At 65.3% G+C, this 13834-nt stretch carries 22 protein-coding genes; 3 read left to right on the forward strand and 19 right to left on the reverse strand.

Going from position 1 to position 13834, the window contains the following annotated elements:
- The first annotated feature begins 210 nt into the window (after positions 1 to 210).
- Positions 211 to 2475 (forward strand): NADP-dependent malic enzyme, encoded by a 2265-nt coding sequence (locus tag VSX77_RS07370; protein WP_338427001.1) that lies wholly within the window; start codon positions 211 to 213, stop codon positions 2473 to 2475.
- Between the two features lie 108 nt (positions 2476 to 2583).
- Here the strand turns inward: VSX77_RS07370 and VSX77_RS07375 are convergent, their stop codons facing one another.
- Positions 2584 to 3069 (reverse strand): outer membrane protein assembly factor BamE, encoded by a 486-nt coding sequence (locus tag VSX77_RS07375; protein ID WP_338427002.1) that lies wholly within the window; start codon positions 3067 to 3069, stop codon positions 2584 to 2586.
- A 170-nt stretch (positions 3070 to 3239) separates the two neighbouring features.
- Between VSX77_RS07375 and VSX77_RS07380 the strand changes: the two genes are divergently transcribed.
- Both VSX77_RS07380 and VSX77_RS07385 read left to right on the forward strand, forming a co-directional pair.
- Positions 3240 to 3770: a ubiquinol-cytochrome C chaperone family protein gene (locus VSX77_RS07380; protein WP_338427003.1), complete on the forward strand. Its 531-nt coding sequence runs from the start codon at positions 3240 to 3242 to the stop codon at positions 3768 to 3770.
- Positions 3767 to 4297, forward strand: a complete 531-nt coding sequence (locus VSX77_RS07385; RefSeq protein ID WP_338427004.1) for a YceD family protein — start codon at positions 3767 to 3769, stop codon at positions 4295 to 4297. The genes VSX77_RS07380 and VSX77_RS07385 overlap by 4 nt, the downstream gene beginning before the upstream one ends.
- Here VSX77_RS07385 and VSX77_RS07390 read toward each other — a convergent pair.
- The 18 genes from VSX77_RS07390 to rpsC all read right to left on the reverse strand — a co-directional run bounded on the left by VSX77_RS07390 (position 4294) and on the right by rpsC (position 13833).
- Positions 4294 to 5004, reverse strand: a complete 711-nt coding sequence (locus tag VSX77_RS07390; RefSeq protein ID WP_338427005.1) for a hypothetical protein — start codon at positions 5002 to 5004, stop codon at positions 4294 to 4296. The genes VSX77_RS07385 and VSX77_RS07390 overlap by 4 nt on opposite strands.
- 143 nt (positions 5005 to 5147) lie before the next feature.
- Positions 5148 to 5807, reverse strand: coding sequence for an adenylate kinase (locus VSX77_RS07395; protein WP_338427006.1), 660 nt, complete (start codon positions 5805 to 5807; stop codon positions 5148 to 5150).
- Between the two features lie 47 nt (positions 5808 to 5854).
- Positions 5855 to 7228 carry a preprotein translocase subunit SecY gene (gene secY, locus VSX77_RS07400; protein WP_338427007.1) on the reverse strand — a complete coding sequence of 458 codons (1374 nt, stop codon included), beginning with the start codon at positions 7226 to 7228 and terminating at the stop codon, positions 5855 to 5857.
- 276 nt (positions 7229 to 7504) lie between these two features.
- Positions 7505 to 8029 carry a 50S ribosomal protein L15 gene (gene rplO, locus VSX77_RS07405; RefSeq protein ID WP_338427008.1) on the reverse strand — a complete coding sequence of 175 codons (525 nt, stop codon included), beginning with the start codon at positions 8027 to 8029 and terminating at the stop codon, positions 7505 to 7507.
- A gap of 58 nt (positions 8030 to 8087) precedes the next feature.
- On the reverse strand, positions 8088 to 8294 hold the full coding sequence (locus VSX77_RS07410) for a DUF1737 domain-containing protein (protein WP_338427009.1): 207 nt from the start codon (positions 8292 to 8294) through the stop codon (positions 8088 to 8090).
- A 6-nt stretch (positions 8295 to 8300) separates the two neighbouring features.
- Positions 8301 to 8486 carry a 50S ribosomal protein L30 gene (gene rpmD / locus VSX77_RS07415; RefSeq protein ID WP_120217707.1) on the reverse strand — a complete coding sequence of 62 codons (186 nt, stop codon included), beginning with the start codon at positions 8484 to 8486 and terminating at the stop codon, positions 8301 to 8303.
- 4 nt (positions 8487 to 8490) lie between these two features.
- Entirely contained in the window at positions 8491 to 9189 is a 699-nt protein-coding gene (rpsE, locus tag VSX77_RS07420) for a 30S ribosomal protein S5 (protein ID WP_338427010.1), read from the reverse strand.
- 2 nt (positions 9190 to 9191) lie between these two features.
- Positions 9192 to 9545, reverse strand: coding sequence for a 50S ribosomal protein L18 (gene rplR, locus VSX77_RS07425; RefSeq protein ID WP_338427011.1), 354 nt, complete (start codon positions 9543 to 9545; stop codon positions 9192 to 9194).
- 3 nt (positions 9546 to 9548) lie between these two features.
- Positions 9549 to 10082 (reverse strand): 50S ribosomal protein L6, encoded by a 534-nt coding sequence (rplF, locus tag VSX77_RS07430; RefSeq protein WP_338427012.1) that lies wholly within the window; start codon positions 10080 to 10082, stop codon positions 9549 to 9551.
- Positions 10082 to 10486 carry a 30S ribosomal protein S8 gene (rpsH, locus tag VSX77_RS07435; protein WP_037556380.1) on the reverse strand — a complete coding sequence of 135 codons (405 nt, stop codon included), beginning with the start codon at positions 10484 to 10486 and terminating at the stop codon, positions 10082 to 10084. Before rpsH ends, rplF begins: the two co-directional genes overlap by 1 nt.
- An 11-nt stretch (positions 10487 to 10497) precedes the next feature.
- Positions 10498 to 10803: a 30S ribosomal protein S14 gene (rpsN, locus tag VSX77_RS07440; RefSeq protein WP_338427013.1), complete on the reverse strand. Its 306-nt coding sequence runs from the start codon at positions 10801 to 10803 to the stop codon at positions 10498 to 10500.
- A 51-nt stretch (positions 10804 to 10854) separates the two neighbouring features.
- Positions 10855 to 11433, reverse strand: a complete 579-nt coding sequence (gene rplE, locus VSX77_RS07445) for a 50S ribosomal protein L5 (protein WP_338427014.1) — start codon at positions 11431 to 11433, stop codon at positions 10855 to 10857.
- Entirely contained in the window at positions 11426 to 11743 is a 318-nt protein-coding gene (gene rplX, locus VSX77_RS07450) for a 50S ribosomal protein L24 (RefSeq protein WP_338427015.1), read from the reverse strand. The genes rplE and rplX overlap by 8 nt, the downstream gene beginning before the upstream one ends.
- A 2-nt stretch (positions 11744 to 11745) precedes the next feature.
- On the reverse strand, positions 11746 to 12114 hold the full coding sequence (gene rplN, locus VSX77_RS07455) for a 50S ribosomal protein L14 (protein ID WP_011543078.1): 369 nt from the start codon (positions 12112 to 12114) through the stop codon (positions 11746 to 11748).
- A gap of 58 nt (positions 12115 to 12172) precedes the next feature.
- Positions 12173 to 12463, reverse strand: coding sequence for a 30S ribosomal protein S17 (gene rpsQ, locus VSX77_RS07460; protein ID WP_037556374.1), 291 nt, complete (start codon positions 12461 to 12463; stop codon positions 12173 to 12175).
- Positions 12464 to 12474: 11 nt separating this feature from the next.
- The gene (rpmC, locus tag VSX77_RS07465) at positions 12475 to 12678 is read right to left on the reverse strand and encodes a 50S ribosomal protein L29 (RefSeq protein WP_037556372.1); all 204 of its coding nucleotides are present in this window, start codon (positions 12676 to 12678) and stop codon (positions 12475 to 12477) included.
- A gap of 4 nt (positions 12679 to 12682) precedes the next feature.
- On the reverse strand, positions 12683 to 13114 hold the full coding sequence (rplP, locus tag VSX77_RS07470) for a 50S ribosomal protein L16 (RefSeq protein WP_056341835.1): 432 nt from the start codon (positions 13112 to 13114) through the stop codon (positions 12683 to 12685).
- Positions 13115 to 13125: 11 nt separating this feature from the next.
- The gene (gene rpsC, locus VSX77_RS07475; RefSeq protein ID WP_338427016.1) at positions 13126 to 13833 is read right to left on the reverse strand and encodes a 30S ribosomal protein S3; all 708 of its coding nucleotides are present in this window, start codon (positions 13831 to 13833) and stop codon (positions 13126 to 13128) included.
- Position 13834 lies beyond the last annotated feature (1 nt).

The following is a 13834-nucleotide window of genomic DNA, read 5'->3' on the forward strand; positions in this document are numbered from 1 at the left end:
CGATAGCCCCCACCCCACTACGACTAGGCAGCAAGCTGCCAAGTCTTCGTTGCCCCTCCCCATGGCTTCGCCACAGGGAGGATAATCGCACTTCCAGACCTTCGCCCTCCCGTCGCCACCCACCTCCAACATTGCCGGTTACATTTTCGCGAGGCCGCGCTAGGGGAAAGCCTCGGCGCGCATCTTGGGACTTTATCGAGAGGACAGCGAATGGACAGCGGCAACAAGGTGCAGTTTTCGGATCGCGAGGCCCTGCTCTACCACGAATATGGGCGGCCCGGGAAAATCGAGATCGTCGCATCGAAGCCGATGGCGACGCAGCGCGACCTGAGCCTGGCCTATTCGCCCGGCGTCGCGGTGCCGGTGAAGGCGATCGCCGAAGATCCCGCCAAAGCCTATGACTATACGATCAAGGGCAATCTGGTCGCCGTCATTTCGAACGGCACCGCGATCCTGGGGCTCGGCAACCTCGGCGCGCTCGCGTCGAAGCCGGTGATGGAAGGCAAGGCGGTGCTGTTCAAGCGCTTTGCCGACGTCGATTCGATCGATCTGGAGGTCGACACCGAAGATCCGCAGCGTTTCATCGAGGCGGTCGAACTGCTCGCGCCGAGCTTTGGCGGCATCAACCTGGAAGATATTGCCGCCCCCAATTGCTTCATCATCGAAGCCGCGCTGAAAGAGCGGATGAACATCCCGGTGTTCCACGACGACCAGCATGGCACCGCGATCATCACCGCCGCGGGGCTGATCAACGCCTGTTACCTGACCGGGCGCGACCTGGCGACGGTCAAGGTCGTCGTCAACGGCGCGGGGGCGGCGGCGATCGCGTGCACCGCGCTGATCAAGGCGATGGGCGTGCGGCACGAAAATGTCATCATGTGCGACCGCAAGGGCACGATTTACCAGGGCCGCACCGAGGGAATGGACCAGTGGAAGTCCGCCCATGCGGTGCCGACCGACGCGCGCGACCTGACCGAAGCGCTCGTCGGCGCCGATGTGTTCCTCGGCCTTTCCGCCGCGGGCGCGCTGAAGCCCGAGATGGTGAAGGACATGGCGCCCGCGCCGATCATCTTTGCGATGGCGAACCCCGATCCCGAAATCTCGCCGCCGGATGCCCGCGCAGCAAGACCCGACGCGATCATCGCTACCGGGCGGTCGGACTATCCGAACCAGGTCAACAATGTCCTCTGCTTCCCCTTCATCTTCCGCGGCGCGCTCGACGTCCATGCGACCGCAATCAACGAGGAGATGAAGATCGCGGCGGCCTATGCGATCGCCGACCTCGCGCGCCAGCAGGTGCCCGAGGAAGTTGCCGCCGCCTATGGCGGCCGCGCGTCGAGCTTTGGCCCCGAATATATCATCCCCTCGCCCTTCGATCCGCGGCTGATGGAAATCGTGCCCGCCGCGGTCGCCAAGGCGGCGATGGAGACAGGCGTTGCCCAGCGGCCGATCGACGATCTGGACGCCTATCGCACATCCTTGCGCGCGCGGCTCAACCCGACGACATCGGTGCTGACGCTCGCCTATGAAGCCGCGCGCAACAATCCCAAGCGCGTCGTCTTTGCCGAGGGCGAGGAAGAAACCGTGCTGCGGGCGGCGATCCAGTTTCGCGACGGCGGCTATGGCACCCCGGTGCTCGTCGGGCGCGAAGGGCTGCACGACAAATTGCGCGCGATGGGCGTCGCCGACGCCGAAAGTTTCGAGGTGCACAACAGCGTCAATTCGCCGCACGTCCCGGCGATGGTCGACATGCTGTACGAACGGCTCCAGCGGCGCGGATATTTGCGCCGCGACGTCGAGCGGATGGTCAACCGCGACCGCAACATCTTTGGCTCGCTGCTGCTCAAAATGGGCCTCGGCGATGCGATGATCACCGGCACGACGCGCACCTATTCGCAGACAATGCGCGAGATTCGCCGCGTGATCGACCATGCCGAGGGCAAGACGCCGTTCGGCATTCACGTGCTGGTCGACCAGCATCACACCATCTTCATGGCCGACACCACGGTCAACGAGCGGCCGTCGGCCGAAATGCTCGCCGACATCGCCGAACGCACCGCGCAGGTCGCGCGGCGCATGGGGCACGAACCGCGCGTCGCCTTCCTGTCCTATTCGACCTTCGGCAATCCCGAGGGGAGCTGGCTGGAGAATATCCGCGAGGCGGTCGCGATCCTCGACCGGCGCCAGCCCGGATTCGAATATGAAGGCGAGATGGCACCCGACGTCGCGCTGAACGCCAAGGTGATGAAGAATTATCCCTTCTGCCGCCTGTCGGGCCCGGCGAACGTGCTGATCATGCCGGGGCTGCAATCGGCGAACTTGTCGGCGAAGCTGCTGCGCGAACTGGGCGGCGGCGCGGTGATCGGCCCGATGCTGGTGGGCATGGAGCATCCGGTGCAGGTCGCGACGATGGCGTCGACCGCTTCGGACCTGGTCACGCTGGCGGTGCTGGCCGCGGGCGGGATTGCGCAGTAGTTTAGAAGCGCGTCGCCCCCGCGAAGGCGGGGGCCGTTATCGGGATAGCTGTAGGCCGCCAGCGGCCCCCGCCTTCGCGGGGGCGACGGATCGAATCCGTTGCCAGGCTTACCGCCCCGCCGGAGCCCCGGCGCCCGGCGCGCCGACCGCGCCGATATTGCCGAAAATATCCTCGAAGAAGCTGCGCTCGCGGCCGAGCGTCGGCGTCTTGTCGCCTTCGGGGCTGAGACGGCTGACAAGTTCAAGCCCGGTGCGGTCGACCGCGGCGACATTGCCCGCGGCGTCGAAGCGCACGCGCAGCACCTGCTGCGCGATCGGGCGCGGCTTGGCGAAGGCGAGCTGGCGCGTTTCGCGCGAGACATAATAATATTCGCCCGATCCGAACTGGCCGACGAAGGTCGGGCGGCCCAGCGTGCGTTCGACCGATTCGCGGTTGTCGACGCCGGGCGTGATCGCATCGGTCAAGGTCGCGTCGGCGACATAGCCCTGCCGCCCCTTGAGCTGTGTACAGCCGCTGGTCGCGAGCGCGACGACCAGTCCCAGCAGGACGAGGCGCGCGCGGGGGGTGGAAAGGACAGGACTCGCATTCGGCATAAACTATCTCCGTTGCGCCGGTCCGCCGCTTCATCGGACGGTGGCGCTGGCTCTCGCGCCTCTTAACCGCAAGCGGCGAGCGCGCACAAGCCGCTTGTGCCGCGGCAAAGCTTGCCACAAGCTGACCGGCGCCCCTTTTCGGGCGGCGCGAATGCGCCTAAGCAGCGGCGATGTTCAGCTTACGCAAATTGTTCCGATCCGAACCCGACCCGCGCGAGGCGCGCCGTCCGCTGTGGCAGGCGGTGGTCGCCACCGCGCGCGCGCCGCACTGGTATGCCGAGGGCGGCGTCCCCGACACGCTCGACGGGCGGTTCGACATGGTCAGCTTGGTGATGGCGCTGGTCCTGCACCGCATCGACGACGATCCCGATCAGGCGCTCGCCGGCGTCCAGCTCACCGAATTGTTCGTCAGCGACATGGACGGGCAGATGCGCCAGATCGGCTTTGGCGACATGGTCGTCGGCAAGCAGGTCGGGCGGATGATGGGCGCGCTCGGCGGGCGGCTCGGCGCCTATCGCGCGCCCGACGGATCGGACGAACTCGAGGCGGCGCTGGTACGCAATCTGTGGCGCGGCAAGGCGCCCGAGGCGGCGGGGCTGGCGCATGTGATGGCCGAGGTGGCGGCGCTGCGCGGTGCGCTGGCGGCGATGCCGGTCGCCGAGCTGGTCACCGCCGACCGGCTGCCGGGAGCGCGGACGTGAGCGCGGGAAACGAGTTTTCGCTGATCGTCACGCTCGTCGATGCGGCGCAGGGCCGAACGGTCGCGGTCGAGGCCGACGCTGCGGCGCGCGAACGGATCGCCACGCGGCTGGGTCTGATCGCGCTCGATCATTTTGCGCTGACCGCCGCGATCCGCGCGGTTGCGGGCGGGCTGGCGGCGACGGGCGAGGTCAAGGCCGAGGTGGTGCAGGCGTGCGCCGCGACCGGCCTACCCGTCCCCGCGCGCATCGCCGAGCGCTTCGACCTGCGCTTCCTGCGCGATGTCGATACTCCGGCGAGCGCGGACGAGGAAGTCGAGCTCGACCGCGACGCGCTCGACCTGCTGCCGCTCGAGGGCGACCGCGCCGACCTGGGCGAAGCCGCGGTGCAGACGCTGTCGCTCGCGCTCGACCCCTTTCCGCGCCACCCCGACGCGGACCGCATCCTGGCCGAAAAGGGCGTGCTGAGCGAGGAAGCGGCGGGGCCGTTCGCAGCGCTCGCCAAGCTGCGCGGCAAGCCGGGGGGTTAGGAGCGCTCGTCGGGTTTCGGCGCCGTTTCTTCGTCGACGAGGTCGGCGACCGCGGCGTCGAGGCCGGACTCTTGCGAAGCTTCGTCCTTCGCCGCCGGCGTCTCGCTCGTGGGGGCCTTCGCGTCGTCGTCCGCCGCCTTTTCGCCGCGCGCCGGAGGCAGCGCGCCGCCGAGCGCGTCGGCCAGCCCGCGCAACTGCTCGCCGATCACGCGGTCGACCGCGGGCGCGATGTCGGCGACCTTGAAGCGCATATAGCCGCCGACGACATAATCGAAGCGCAGCGCGCTGCCCGTCGGCGTTGCCTTGATCTGGATCGTCAGCGTGCCCGTCAGCGCCTCGCCCTGCAGCGGGCCGAAGGCCCCCGACAGGCGAAGCATCTCGTTCGGCCGCGAAAAGAGGATGCGCGCGTGCTGGACGCTGCCGACCCCGGAACCGGTGTCGGGCAGCTTTTCGCAAAAGCAGCCGCCCGCTTGCGAATCGAGCCAGAAATTCGCCGCATCGCCCGACCAGCTATGATCTTTCGACCACCAGCTTTGCGGCATTCGCAGCATCTTCCACACGTCGGCGGGTGCCGCTGCGACCTGCGCCGTGTGCGCGACGGTGAAGCCCGTTTCGCTCTGGTCGATGACCTTGGCGGTCGCGCCGGGCGCGAGGGCCAGTCCAGCCATTGCTGAAATTGCCGCCGCCATCTTTGTTTTGAAGTTCATCATCCGCTCCCCGCCTGGCGCAACCGACCGGGCTTAGTCATTGCGACCCCGGCGAACGCCGGGGGAAGCAATCCAGGGCGGCCCTGCACCGCTCTGGATTGCCACGGGCCTGCGGCCCTCGCAATGACGATTAAGCGCGGGCGTTAGCCAGCGGTGCTGAGGATCGTTTCGATCGCGTCGTTGACCTGGTCGATCGGCGCCATGCCGTCGACGTGGGTGACGATGCCGCGCGCGTCGTAGATCGGCAGGATCGGCGCGGTCTTGGCGCGATATTCGGCCATGCGCGTGCGCACCGTTTCCTCATTGTCGTCGGGGCGGCGCTTGAAGTCGTGCGCCCCGCAGACGTCGCATGTATCGGCTGCCTTGGGCAGCTTGTAGCGGTCGTGATAACCCGCACCGCACTGGGCGCAGCTGAAGCGGCCGGTGATGCGGTCGACGAGCGCGTCTTCCTCGACGCGCAGCTCGATGACATGGTCGAGCTTGCGACCGCGCGACGAAAGCAACTCGTCGAGCGCCTCGGCCTGCGCCGCGGTGCGCGGATAGCCGTCGAAGATCACCGACACGTCAGGGCCGAGCGCATCGAGCCGCTCGCCGATCAGTCCCGAGACGATCGCGTCGGAAACGAGCTCGCCCGCGTCCATTACCGCCTTGGCCTGAAGCCCGATGGGCGTGCCCGCCTTGACCGCCGCGCGCAGCATGTCGCCGGTCGACAGCTGGACCATGCCATGCTCATCCTCGAGCCGCGAAGCCTGCGTTCCCTTGCCCGCCCCCGGCGGTCCGAGCAATATGATATTGAGCGTCATCGAAGCCCCTGTTCCCGTGCGTGTCGCAGACTGCCCTATCGAAGGCGTCAGCGCCGTGCAACGCCGCCCTTCAATTTCGCCTTTTTGATGAGGTCGCCATATTGGTGGGCGAGCATGTGGCTCTGGATCTGGCTGATCGTGTCGATCGTCACATTGACGATGATGAGCAGGCTGGTGCCGCCGAGATAGAAAGGCAGCCCCGACTGGGCAATGAAATATTCGGGCACAAGGCAGATGATCGTGAGATAGGCGGCGCCGATCACCGTGATGCGCGTCAGCACGAAGTCGAGGTAGGTCGCGGTGTTCTTGCCCGGACGGATGCCGGGAATGAACCCGTTCTGCTTCTTCAGATTTTCGGCGGTCTCTTCGGGGTTGAAGACAACGGCCACGTAGAAGAAGCAGAAGAAGATGATGCCCGCGGCATAAAGCGCCATGTAAAGCGGCTGGCCGTGCGCGAGATACTGGTTGAGCGTGATCAGGAAATCGCCCCACGCGGAATCACCCTGAACATTATTGCCCATCATCTGCGTGACGGTGAGCGGCATCAGCAGCAACGACGAGGCAAAGATCGGCGGGATGACGCCCGCGGTGTTGACCTTCAGCGGCAGATGGCTGCGGTCGGCCTGCATCACGCCGCGCTGCGTCGCGCGCTTCGGATATTGGACGAGAACGCGGCGCTGCGCGCGTTCCATGAAGCTGATGAAGGCGATGAGGGCGATGCCGCCCGCAATCACCGCAATCACGGTGCCGCCGCCCATCGAACCTTCGCGCACCTGCGTGAACATCTGCGCAAAGCTGCGCGGCAGCTGCGCGAGGATGCCCGCCATGATGATGAGCGAAACGCCGTTGCCGATGCCGCGGCTGGTGATCTGTTCGCCGAGCCACATCAGGAACAGTGTGCCGCCGACGATCGAGATGACCGCGCCGATGCGGAACATCATGCCAGGGTCGACAACCGCGGCGACCCCCTGCGACGCGCCGAGCGTTTCGAGCCCGACGGCAATGAAATAGCCCTGGACCGCGGTCAGAAGGACCGTGCCGTAGCGCGTATATTGGTTGAGCTTCTTGCGCCCGCTTTCGCCCTCTTTCTTGAGCGCGGCGAGGCTGGGCGAGAGCGCCGCGGCCAGCTGAACGACGATCGATGCCGTAATATAGGGCATGACGCCGAGCGCGATGATGCTCATGCGCTCCAGGCTGCCGCCCGAAAAAGTGTTGAAGATGTCGAGGACGCCGCCCGATGCGGCCTGGCTGTAAAGCGTCGCCAGCGCGACCGGATCGACGCCGGGCAACGGCACGAACGACAGGAAGCGAAAGACGATCAGCGCGCCGATCGTGAACCAGATGCGGTTCTTGAGTTCGGTCGCCTGACCGAATTTCGAGAAATTGAGGTTCGATGCAAGCTGGTCGGCGCGTGAGGCCATGGGTAGTTTCCTCGAGGATAGTCCGGACCGCGCCCCCCGCGACCCGGCGCCTATGTGCGTTCGGCGGTCGCGAAGCGCAAGGGGAAAGGCCTATTTAGCGGTGAGCCGACGCTCCAGTCCCGCTTTCAATATCCGTTCGCATCGAGCGAAGTCGAGATGCCTCTCGAGCTTGCGCTGTCCCGAGAGGTGTCGCGACTTCGCTCGACACGAACGGGAAATAAAGGCTCATCAAAAACGACGAGGGCGACCCGTATTCGAGGCCGCCCCTTGTCTGATTTACTCGGCCTTGGCCTTGGCGCGGCGCTGGGCCTTCTTGCCTTCGGGCGATGCTTCCTTGGCTTCGGGCAGTTCGACCTTGCCGCCGGCCTTTTCGACCGCCTCGATCGCGCCCTTCGACGCACCGGCGACCGCGAAGGTCAGCTTGGCGGTCAGCTCGCCCTTGGCGAGGAGGCGAACGCCGTCCTTGCCGCCGCGCGCGACGCCGGCGGCCTTGAGCGCGGCGTGGTCGATCGTCGCCTTGGCGTCGAGCTTCTTCGCGTCGACCAGCTTCTGGACCATGCCCAGATTGACGATCGCGAAATCCTTGCCGAAGATATTGTTGAAGCCACGCTTCGGAATGCGCATGTGGAGCGGCATCTGGCCGCCCTCGAACCCGTTGATCGCGACGCCGCTGCGCGCCTTCTGGCCCTTCTGGCCGCGGCCGGCGGTCTTGCCCTTGCCCGAGCCAATACCGCGTCCGACGCGCATCCGGCCCTTGCGGGCGCCGTTGTTGTCACGAAGTTCGTTAAGCTTGATCGTCATGTCTTGCACTCGCTTTCGCTATGTTCGCGCTGTGGACTGGCCCTCTCAGCGAAAAGGTCTAGTCCGGTTCGATTTCACTCGACGGCTGAAAGCCGGGATAGGGCCCGGCCTTTTCCATCACGATGGCCTGGGCAACATAGCCGCGGCCATCGACACTGGTGATCGACGGGCTGCCGTGAAGCTGCCACCCCCGGTTGAGCAATCCTTCGACGCGCGCGCAAAATTCGCTGTCGTCGGGACCGGTCAACAGGCGGTAGAGCTTCATGGCTCTTTAGCCCTCGACGACTTCCACCATGTGCGGAAGCTTGCGGATCATGCCGCGCACTTCCGGCGTGTCGACCAGTTCGACCTCACGGTGCATCTTGCCCAGGCCGAGGCCGGTCAGGATGGCGCGCTGGCCCTTCGGACGACGGATCGGCGAACCGATCTGGCGGATCTTGATCTTCTTGTCGGCCATGGTCTTACTCCGTCACCGCCGCGGCTTCGGCCTCGGCGGCGCGATCGGATGCACCGCCACGCTTGATGAGGTCCGACACCTTCTTGCCGCGACGCTGCGCGACCGACTTGGGGCTGGTCTGTTCACCGAGCGCCTCGAAGGTCGCGCGGATCATATTATAGGGGTTCGAGGTGCCGACCGACTTGGTCACCACATCGGCCACGCCCAGCGATTCGAACACGGCGCGCATCGGACCGCCGGCGATGATGCCCGTACCGGCGGGCGCCGAACGCAGCGTCACATTGCCAGCACCGAACACACCGCGACCATCATGGTGCAGCGTGCGGCCGTCGCGCAGCGGAACGCGGATCATCGCCTTCTTGGCCGCCGCGGTCGCCTTCGAAATGGCTTCGGGCACTTCGCGCGCCTTGCCATGGCCGAAACCGGCGCGGCCCTTGCCGTCGCCGACGACGACGAGCGCTGCGAAGCCGAAGCGCTTGCCGCCCTTCACGGTCTTCGAGACGCGGTTGATGTGCACGAGCTTTTCGATCAGCTCTTCGCCGCCGTCTTCATCGCGCGGGCGACGATCGTCGCGGCGGCCACGGCCACCGTCACGACCACCGCGGCCACCGTCGCGGCCGCCGCCACGGCCGCGGCGCGGAGCCTGGCCTTCGGTGGGAGCCGTTTCGGTGGCGCCTTCGACGTTCTGTACTTCGTCTGCCATAATCAGAACTCCAATCCGCCTTCGCGAGCCGCGTCGGCCAGCGCCTTGATGCGCCCGTGGAACAGGAAGCCGCCGCGGTCGAACACGACCTGCGTCACGCCCGCCTTCTTGGCGGCAGCGGCGAGGCGCTTGCCGACGTCGGCGGCAGCCGCCGTGGTCGCGCCGGTCTTGCCGCGGACATCCTTGTCGAGCGTCGAAGCCGAAGCCAGCGTCGCGCCGGCAGCGTCATCGATGAGCTGCGCATAGATGTGGCGGCCCGAGCGGTGCACCGAAAGGCGCGGACGCCCGGCGGCACGTTGACGGAGCGCAGTGCGGACGCGCTGGCGGCGTTTTTCGAATTGGGTAAGATGTGCCATGGCTTACTTCTTCTTGCCTTCTTTGCGGAAGATGTACTCGCCGCGATATTTGATGCCCTTGCCCTTATAGGGTTCGGGCTTGCGCCAGCGACGGATTTCCGCCGCGACCTGGCCGACCTTCTGCTTGTCGATGCCGCTGATCTCGATCGTCGTATTGTCCGGCGTCTTGATCTCGATGCCCTCGGGCACCGCATAATCGACATCATGGCTGTAGCCGAGCTGCAGCTTCAAGGTCTTGCCCTGCGAGTTGGCGCGATAGCCGACACCGGTGATTTCGAGCACCTTGGTGAAACCCTCGGTCACGCCCGTGACGAGGTTCTGCACCAGCGTCCGCTGCATGCCCCAGAAGGCGCGCGCTTCGCGGGTGTCGTTCGCGGGCTGCACCGAAATGCTGCCGTCGCCGACTTCATATTTGATGTTGTCGGACAGCGGCATCGCGAGCGTGCCCTTCGGACCCTTGACCGACAGCTGACCGCCATCGATCGCAGCGGTGACGCCGCTCGGCATCTCCACGGCCTTTTTACCAATGCGCGACATCAGAACACCTCCGCCAGCACTTCGCCGCCGACATTATGCTCGCGGGCTTCGGCATCCGACAGGACGCCGCGCGGGGTCGACACGATGGTGATGCCCAGGCCGTTACGCACGATCGGCAGCTCTTTCGAACCCGAATAGATGCGGCGGCCCGGCTTGGACACGCGGGCCACGTGGCGGATCGCCGGCTGGCCCTCGAAATATTTGAGCTCGATGCGAATGCCCTTGTGCTGGCCCTTCGCGCCCAGCGCTTCTTCGCTGTAGCCGCGGATATAGCCTTCGCGCTGGAGGACATCGAGAACACGGACGCGCAGCGTCGAGGCGGGCGTCAGGACGCTGTCCTTCTTCGCCTGCTGGCCGTTGCGGATGCGGGTGAGCATATCACCCAGGGGATCGGTCATTGCCATCTTCTAGTCCCTTACCAGCTCGACTTCACAACACCGGGGATCAGGCCCTTGTTGGCCAGATCGCGGAGCTGCACGCGGCACAGCCGGAATTTGCGATAATAAGCGCGCGGGCGGCCCGTCAGCTCGCACCGGTTGCGGATGCGGGTCGGGTTTCCGTTGCGCGGAATTTCCGCCATCTTGAGGCGCGCGATCAGACGCTCGCCTTCGTCGAGCGAGGTATCCGCCGCAATCGCCTTCAGCTTCGCGTAGCGGCCGGCGTATTTCTTCACCAGCTGCTTGCGACGCTCATTCTTGTTTACCGAACTCAGTTTCGCCATGACTTAAGTTCTCTTTCCTTCTTGAAAGAGCCTGCCTGGTCCCTTGCGGGATCAGGCGGCTTCCTTTTCCTGCGCTTCGATCGGGAAGGGGAAGCCGAACAGCTTGAGCAGTTCGCGGGCCTCTTCGTCGGTGCGAGCGGTGGTGGTGACGATCACGTCCATGCCGCGCACCTGGTCGATGCGGTCATAGTTGATCTCGGGGAAGATGATCTGCTCTTTCAGGCCCATGGCATAATTGCCACGGCCGTCGAAGCTGGTCGCCGACACGCCGCGAAAGTCGCGGATGCGCGGCATCGCGATCGTGATCAGCCGGTCGAGGAATTCATACATGCGTTCGCGGCGCAGGGTGACCTTGCAACCGATCGGCATGCCTTCACGCAGCTTGAACTGCGCGATCGACTTCTTCGCCTTGGTGACGACCGGCTTCTGGCCGGCGATCAGCTCCATTTCGGCTGCCGCGGCTTCGACCTTCTTCTTGTCCTGCGTGGCTTCGCCGACGCCCATGTTGAGCGTGATCTTTTCGATCTTCGGCACTTCCATCGCATTTTTGTAACCGAATTTCTCGGTCATCGCCTTGACGATCTTGTCGTCATACAGCTTGCGCATGCGCGGCGTGTATTTGTCAGCCATTGATCGTCTCCCCGGACTTCACGGCCACGCGGACCTTCTTGCCGTCCTTGGTTTCAAAACGAACGCGCGTCGGCTTGCCGGTCTTGGGATCGGCCAGCGCGACCTTGCTCGCGAACAGCGGCGCTTCCTTGCGTTCCAGACCGCCCTGCGGGTTGGTCTGGGTCGGCTTGCGGTGACGCGTGATGATGTTGACGCCCGCGACGACGACCTTGCCGTCCTTCGGCAGGCTCTGCGTCACTTCGCCGGTCTTGCCCTTGTCCTTGCCGGACAGGATGACAACCGTGTCGCCCTTCTTGATCTTGTTCGCCATGGTCAGAGCACCTCCGGCGCCAGGCTGATGATCTTCATATAGCCGCGGCCGCGCAGTTCGCGGACGACGGGGCCGAAGATACGCGTGCCGATGGGCTCTTCATTCTTGTTGACGAGCACGGCGGCGTTGCTGTCGAAACGGATCACCGAACCGTCGGCGCGGCGCACATCCTTGGCGGTGCGGACGATGACGGCGCGATGGACGTCGCCCTTCTTCACCTTGCCGCGCGGCTGCGCTTCCTTGATCGACACGACGATGACGTCGCCCACGCCGGCGGTACGACGCTTCGAGCCGCCGAGCACCTTGATGCACTGGACGCGCTTCGCGCCGCTGTTGTCGGCGACTTCCAATTGTGACTGCATCTGGATCATCGATGCATTTCCTTCTTCCTTGGCCTACCGGGACACCCCGGCGGTTCCGTGAAACTCTTTAGCCTTCGGCCGCGGCGGGAGCAGCCGGAGCGGCGCCCTTGGGCTTGCTGTGGGTGTCGACCTTGTCGAGCACCTTCCAGGTCTTCAGCTTCGAAATCGGCTTCGTTTCCTCGATGCGGACGGTTTCGCCGGCCTTGATGGCGTTGTCCTCATCGTGGGCGTGGTATTTTTTCGAACGACGGATGATCTTGCCGTACAGAGGGTGCTTCACCTTCCGTTCGACCTTGACCACGACGGTCTTGTCGCCCTTGTCGGACACCACCGTGCCGGTCAGAATGCGCTTCGGCATGACGTGTCTCCTTACTTCGCGGCCGAGCGCGCACGCTCGGTCTGCTGCGTCTTGATGCGGGCGATCGAGCGCCGCACTTCCTTGACGCGCGAGGCCTTTTCAAGCTGGCCGGTTGCCGCCTGGAAGCGGAGGTTGAACGCCTCACGCTTCAGTTCGCCGAGCTGTTCGGCAAGCTGATCGTCGGTCTTGGCCTTGAAATCTTCGGTCTTGGCCATGTCCTTAACCCTCCAGGTGGGTCGTGTCGCCGAGGCGGGCAACGACTTTGGTCTTGATCGGCAGCTTCATCGCCGCACGTTCGAACGCCAGCGCGGCCACGGGGCCGGGGACGCCGTCGAGTTCGAACAGGATGCGGCCGGGCTTGACGCGGGCGGCCCAGAATTCGGGCGAACCCTTGCCCTTACCCATACGGACTTCGGCGGGCTTCGACGACACGGGGACGTCGGGGAAGATACGGATCCACAGGCGGCCCTGACGCTTGATCGCACGGCTGATCGCGCGGCGCGCGGCCTCGATCTGGCGCGCGGTAATGCGCTCGGGTTCCATCGCCTTCAGGCCATAGGAGCCGAAGTTCAGGCTGGTTCCGCCCTTGGCATTGCCATGGATACGGCCCTTGAAAGCCTTGCGGAACTTGGTTTTTTTCGGTTGCAGCATGTCAGCGTTCCTTAACGGCGATCTTCACGCGCCGGACGGACGCCGGTCGTCTGTGCATCGAGCATCAGACGGTCGGTCGCCATCGGGTCGTGACCCAGGATCTCGCCCTTGAAGATCCAGACCTTGATCCCGCACACGCCATAGGCGGTGTGGGCTTCGGCCTCGGCATAGTCGACATTGGCGCGCAGCGTGTGCAGCGGCACCCGGCCTTCGCGATACCATTCGGTGCGCGCGATTTCCGCGCCGCCCAGACGGCCGGCGCAGTTGATGCGGATGCCCTCGGCGCCGAGACGCATCGCCGACTGCACCGCGCGCTTCATCGCACGGCGGAACGCGACGCGGCGTTCGAGCTGGTCGGCAATGCCCTGGCCGACGAGCTTGGCGTCAACTTCGGGCTTGCGGATTTCGACGATGTTCAGCGACACGTCGCTGCCCGTCATCTCACCCAGCTTCTTGCGCAGCTTTTCGATGTCCGCGCCCTTCTTGCCGATGATGACGCCCGGACGGGCGGCATAGATCGACACGCGGCACAGCTTCGCCGGACGCTCGATCACGACCTTCGAGATCGCGGCCTGCGGCAGCGCCTTGAACACATATTGGCGGATCTTCAGATCCTCGACCAGCATGCGGCCATAGTCCTGCCCTTCGGCGAACCAGCGGCTGTCCCAGGTGCGGTTGACCTGCAGGCGCAGGCCGATCGGATTGCTCTTCTGGCCCATC

The sequence above is a fragment of the Sphingopyxis sp. TUF1 genome (genome assembly GCF_036687315.1).
Classification (GTDB): domain Bacteria; phylum Pseudomonadota; class Alphaproteobacteria; order Sphingomonadales; family Sphingomonadaceae; genus Sphingopyxis; species Sphingopyxis kveilinensis.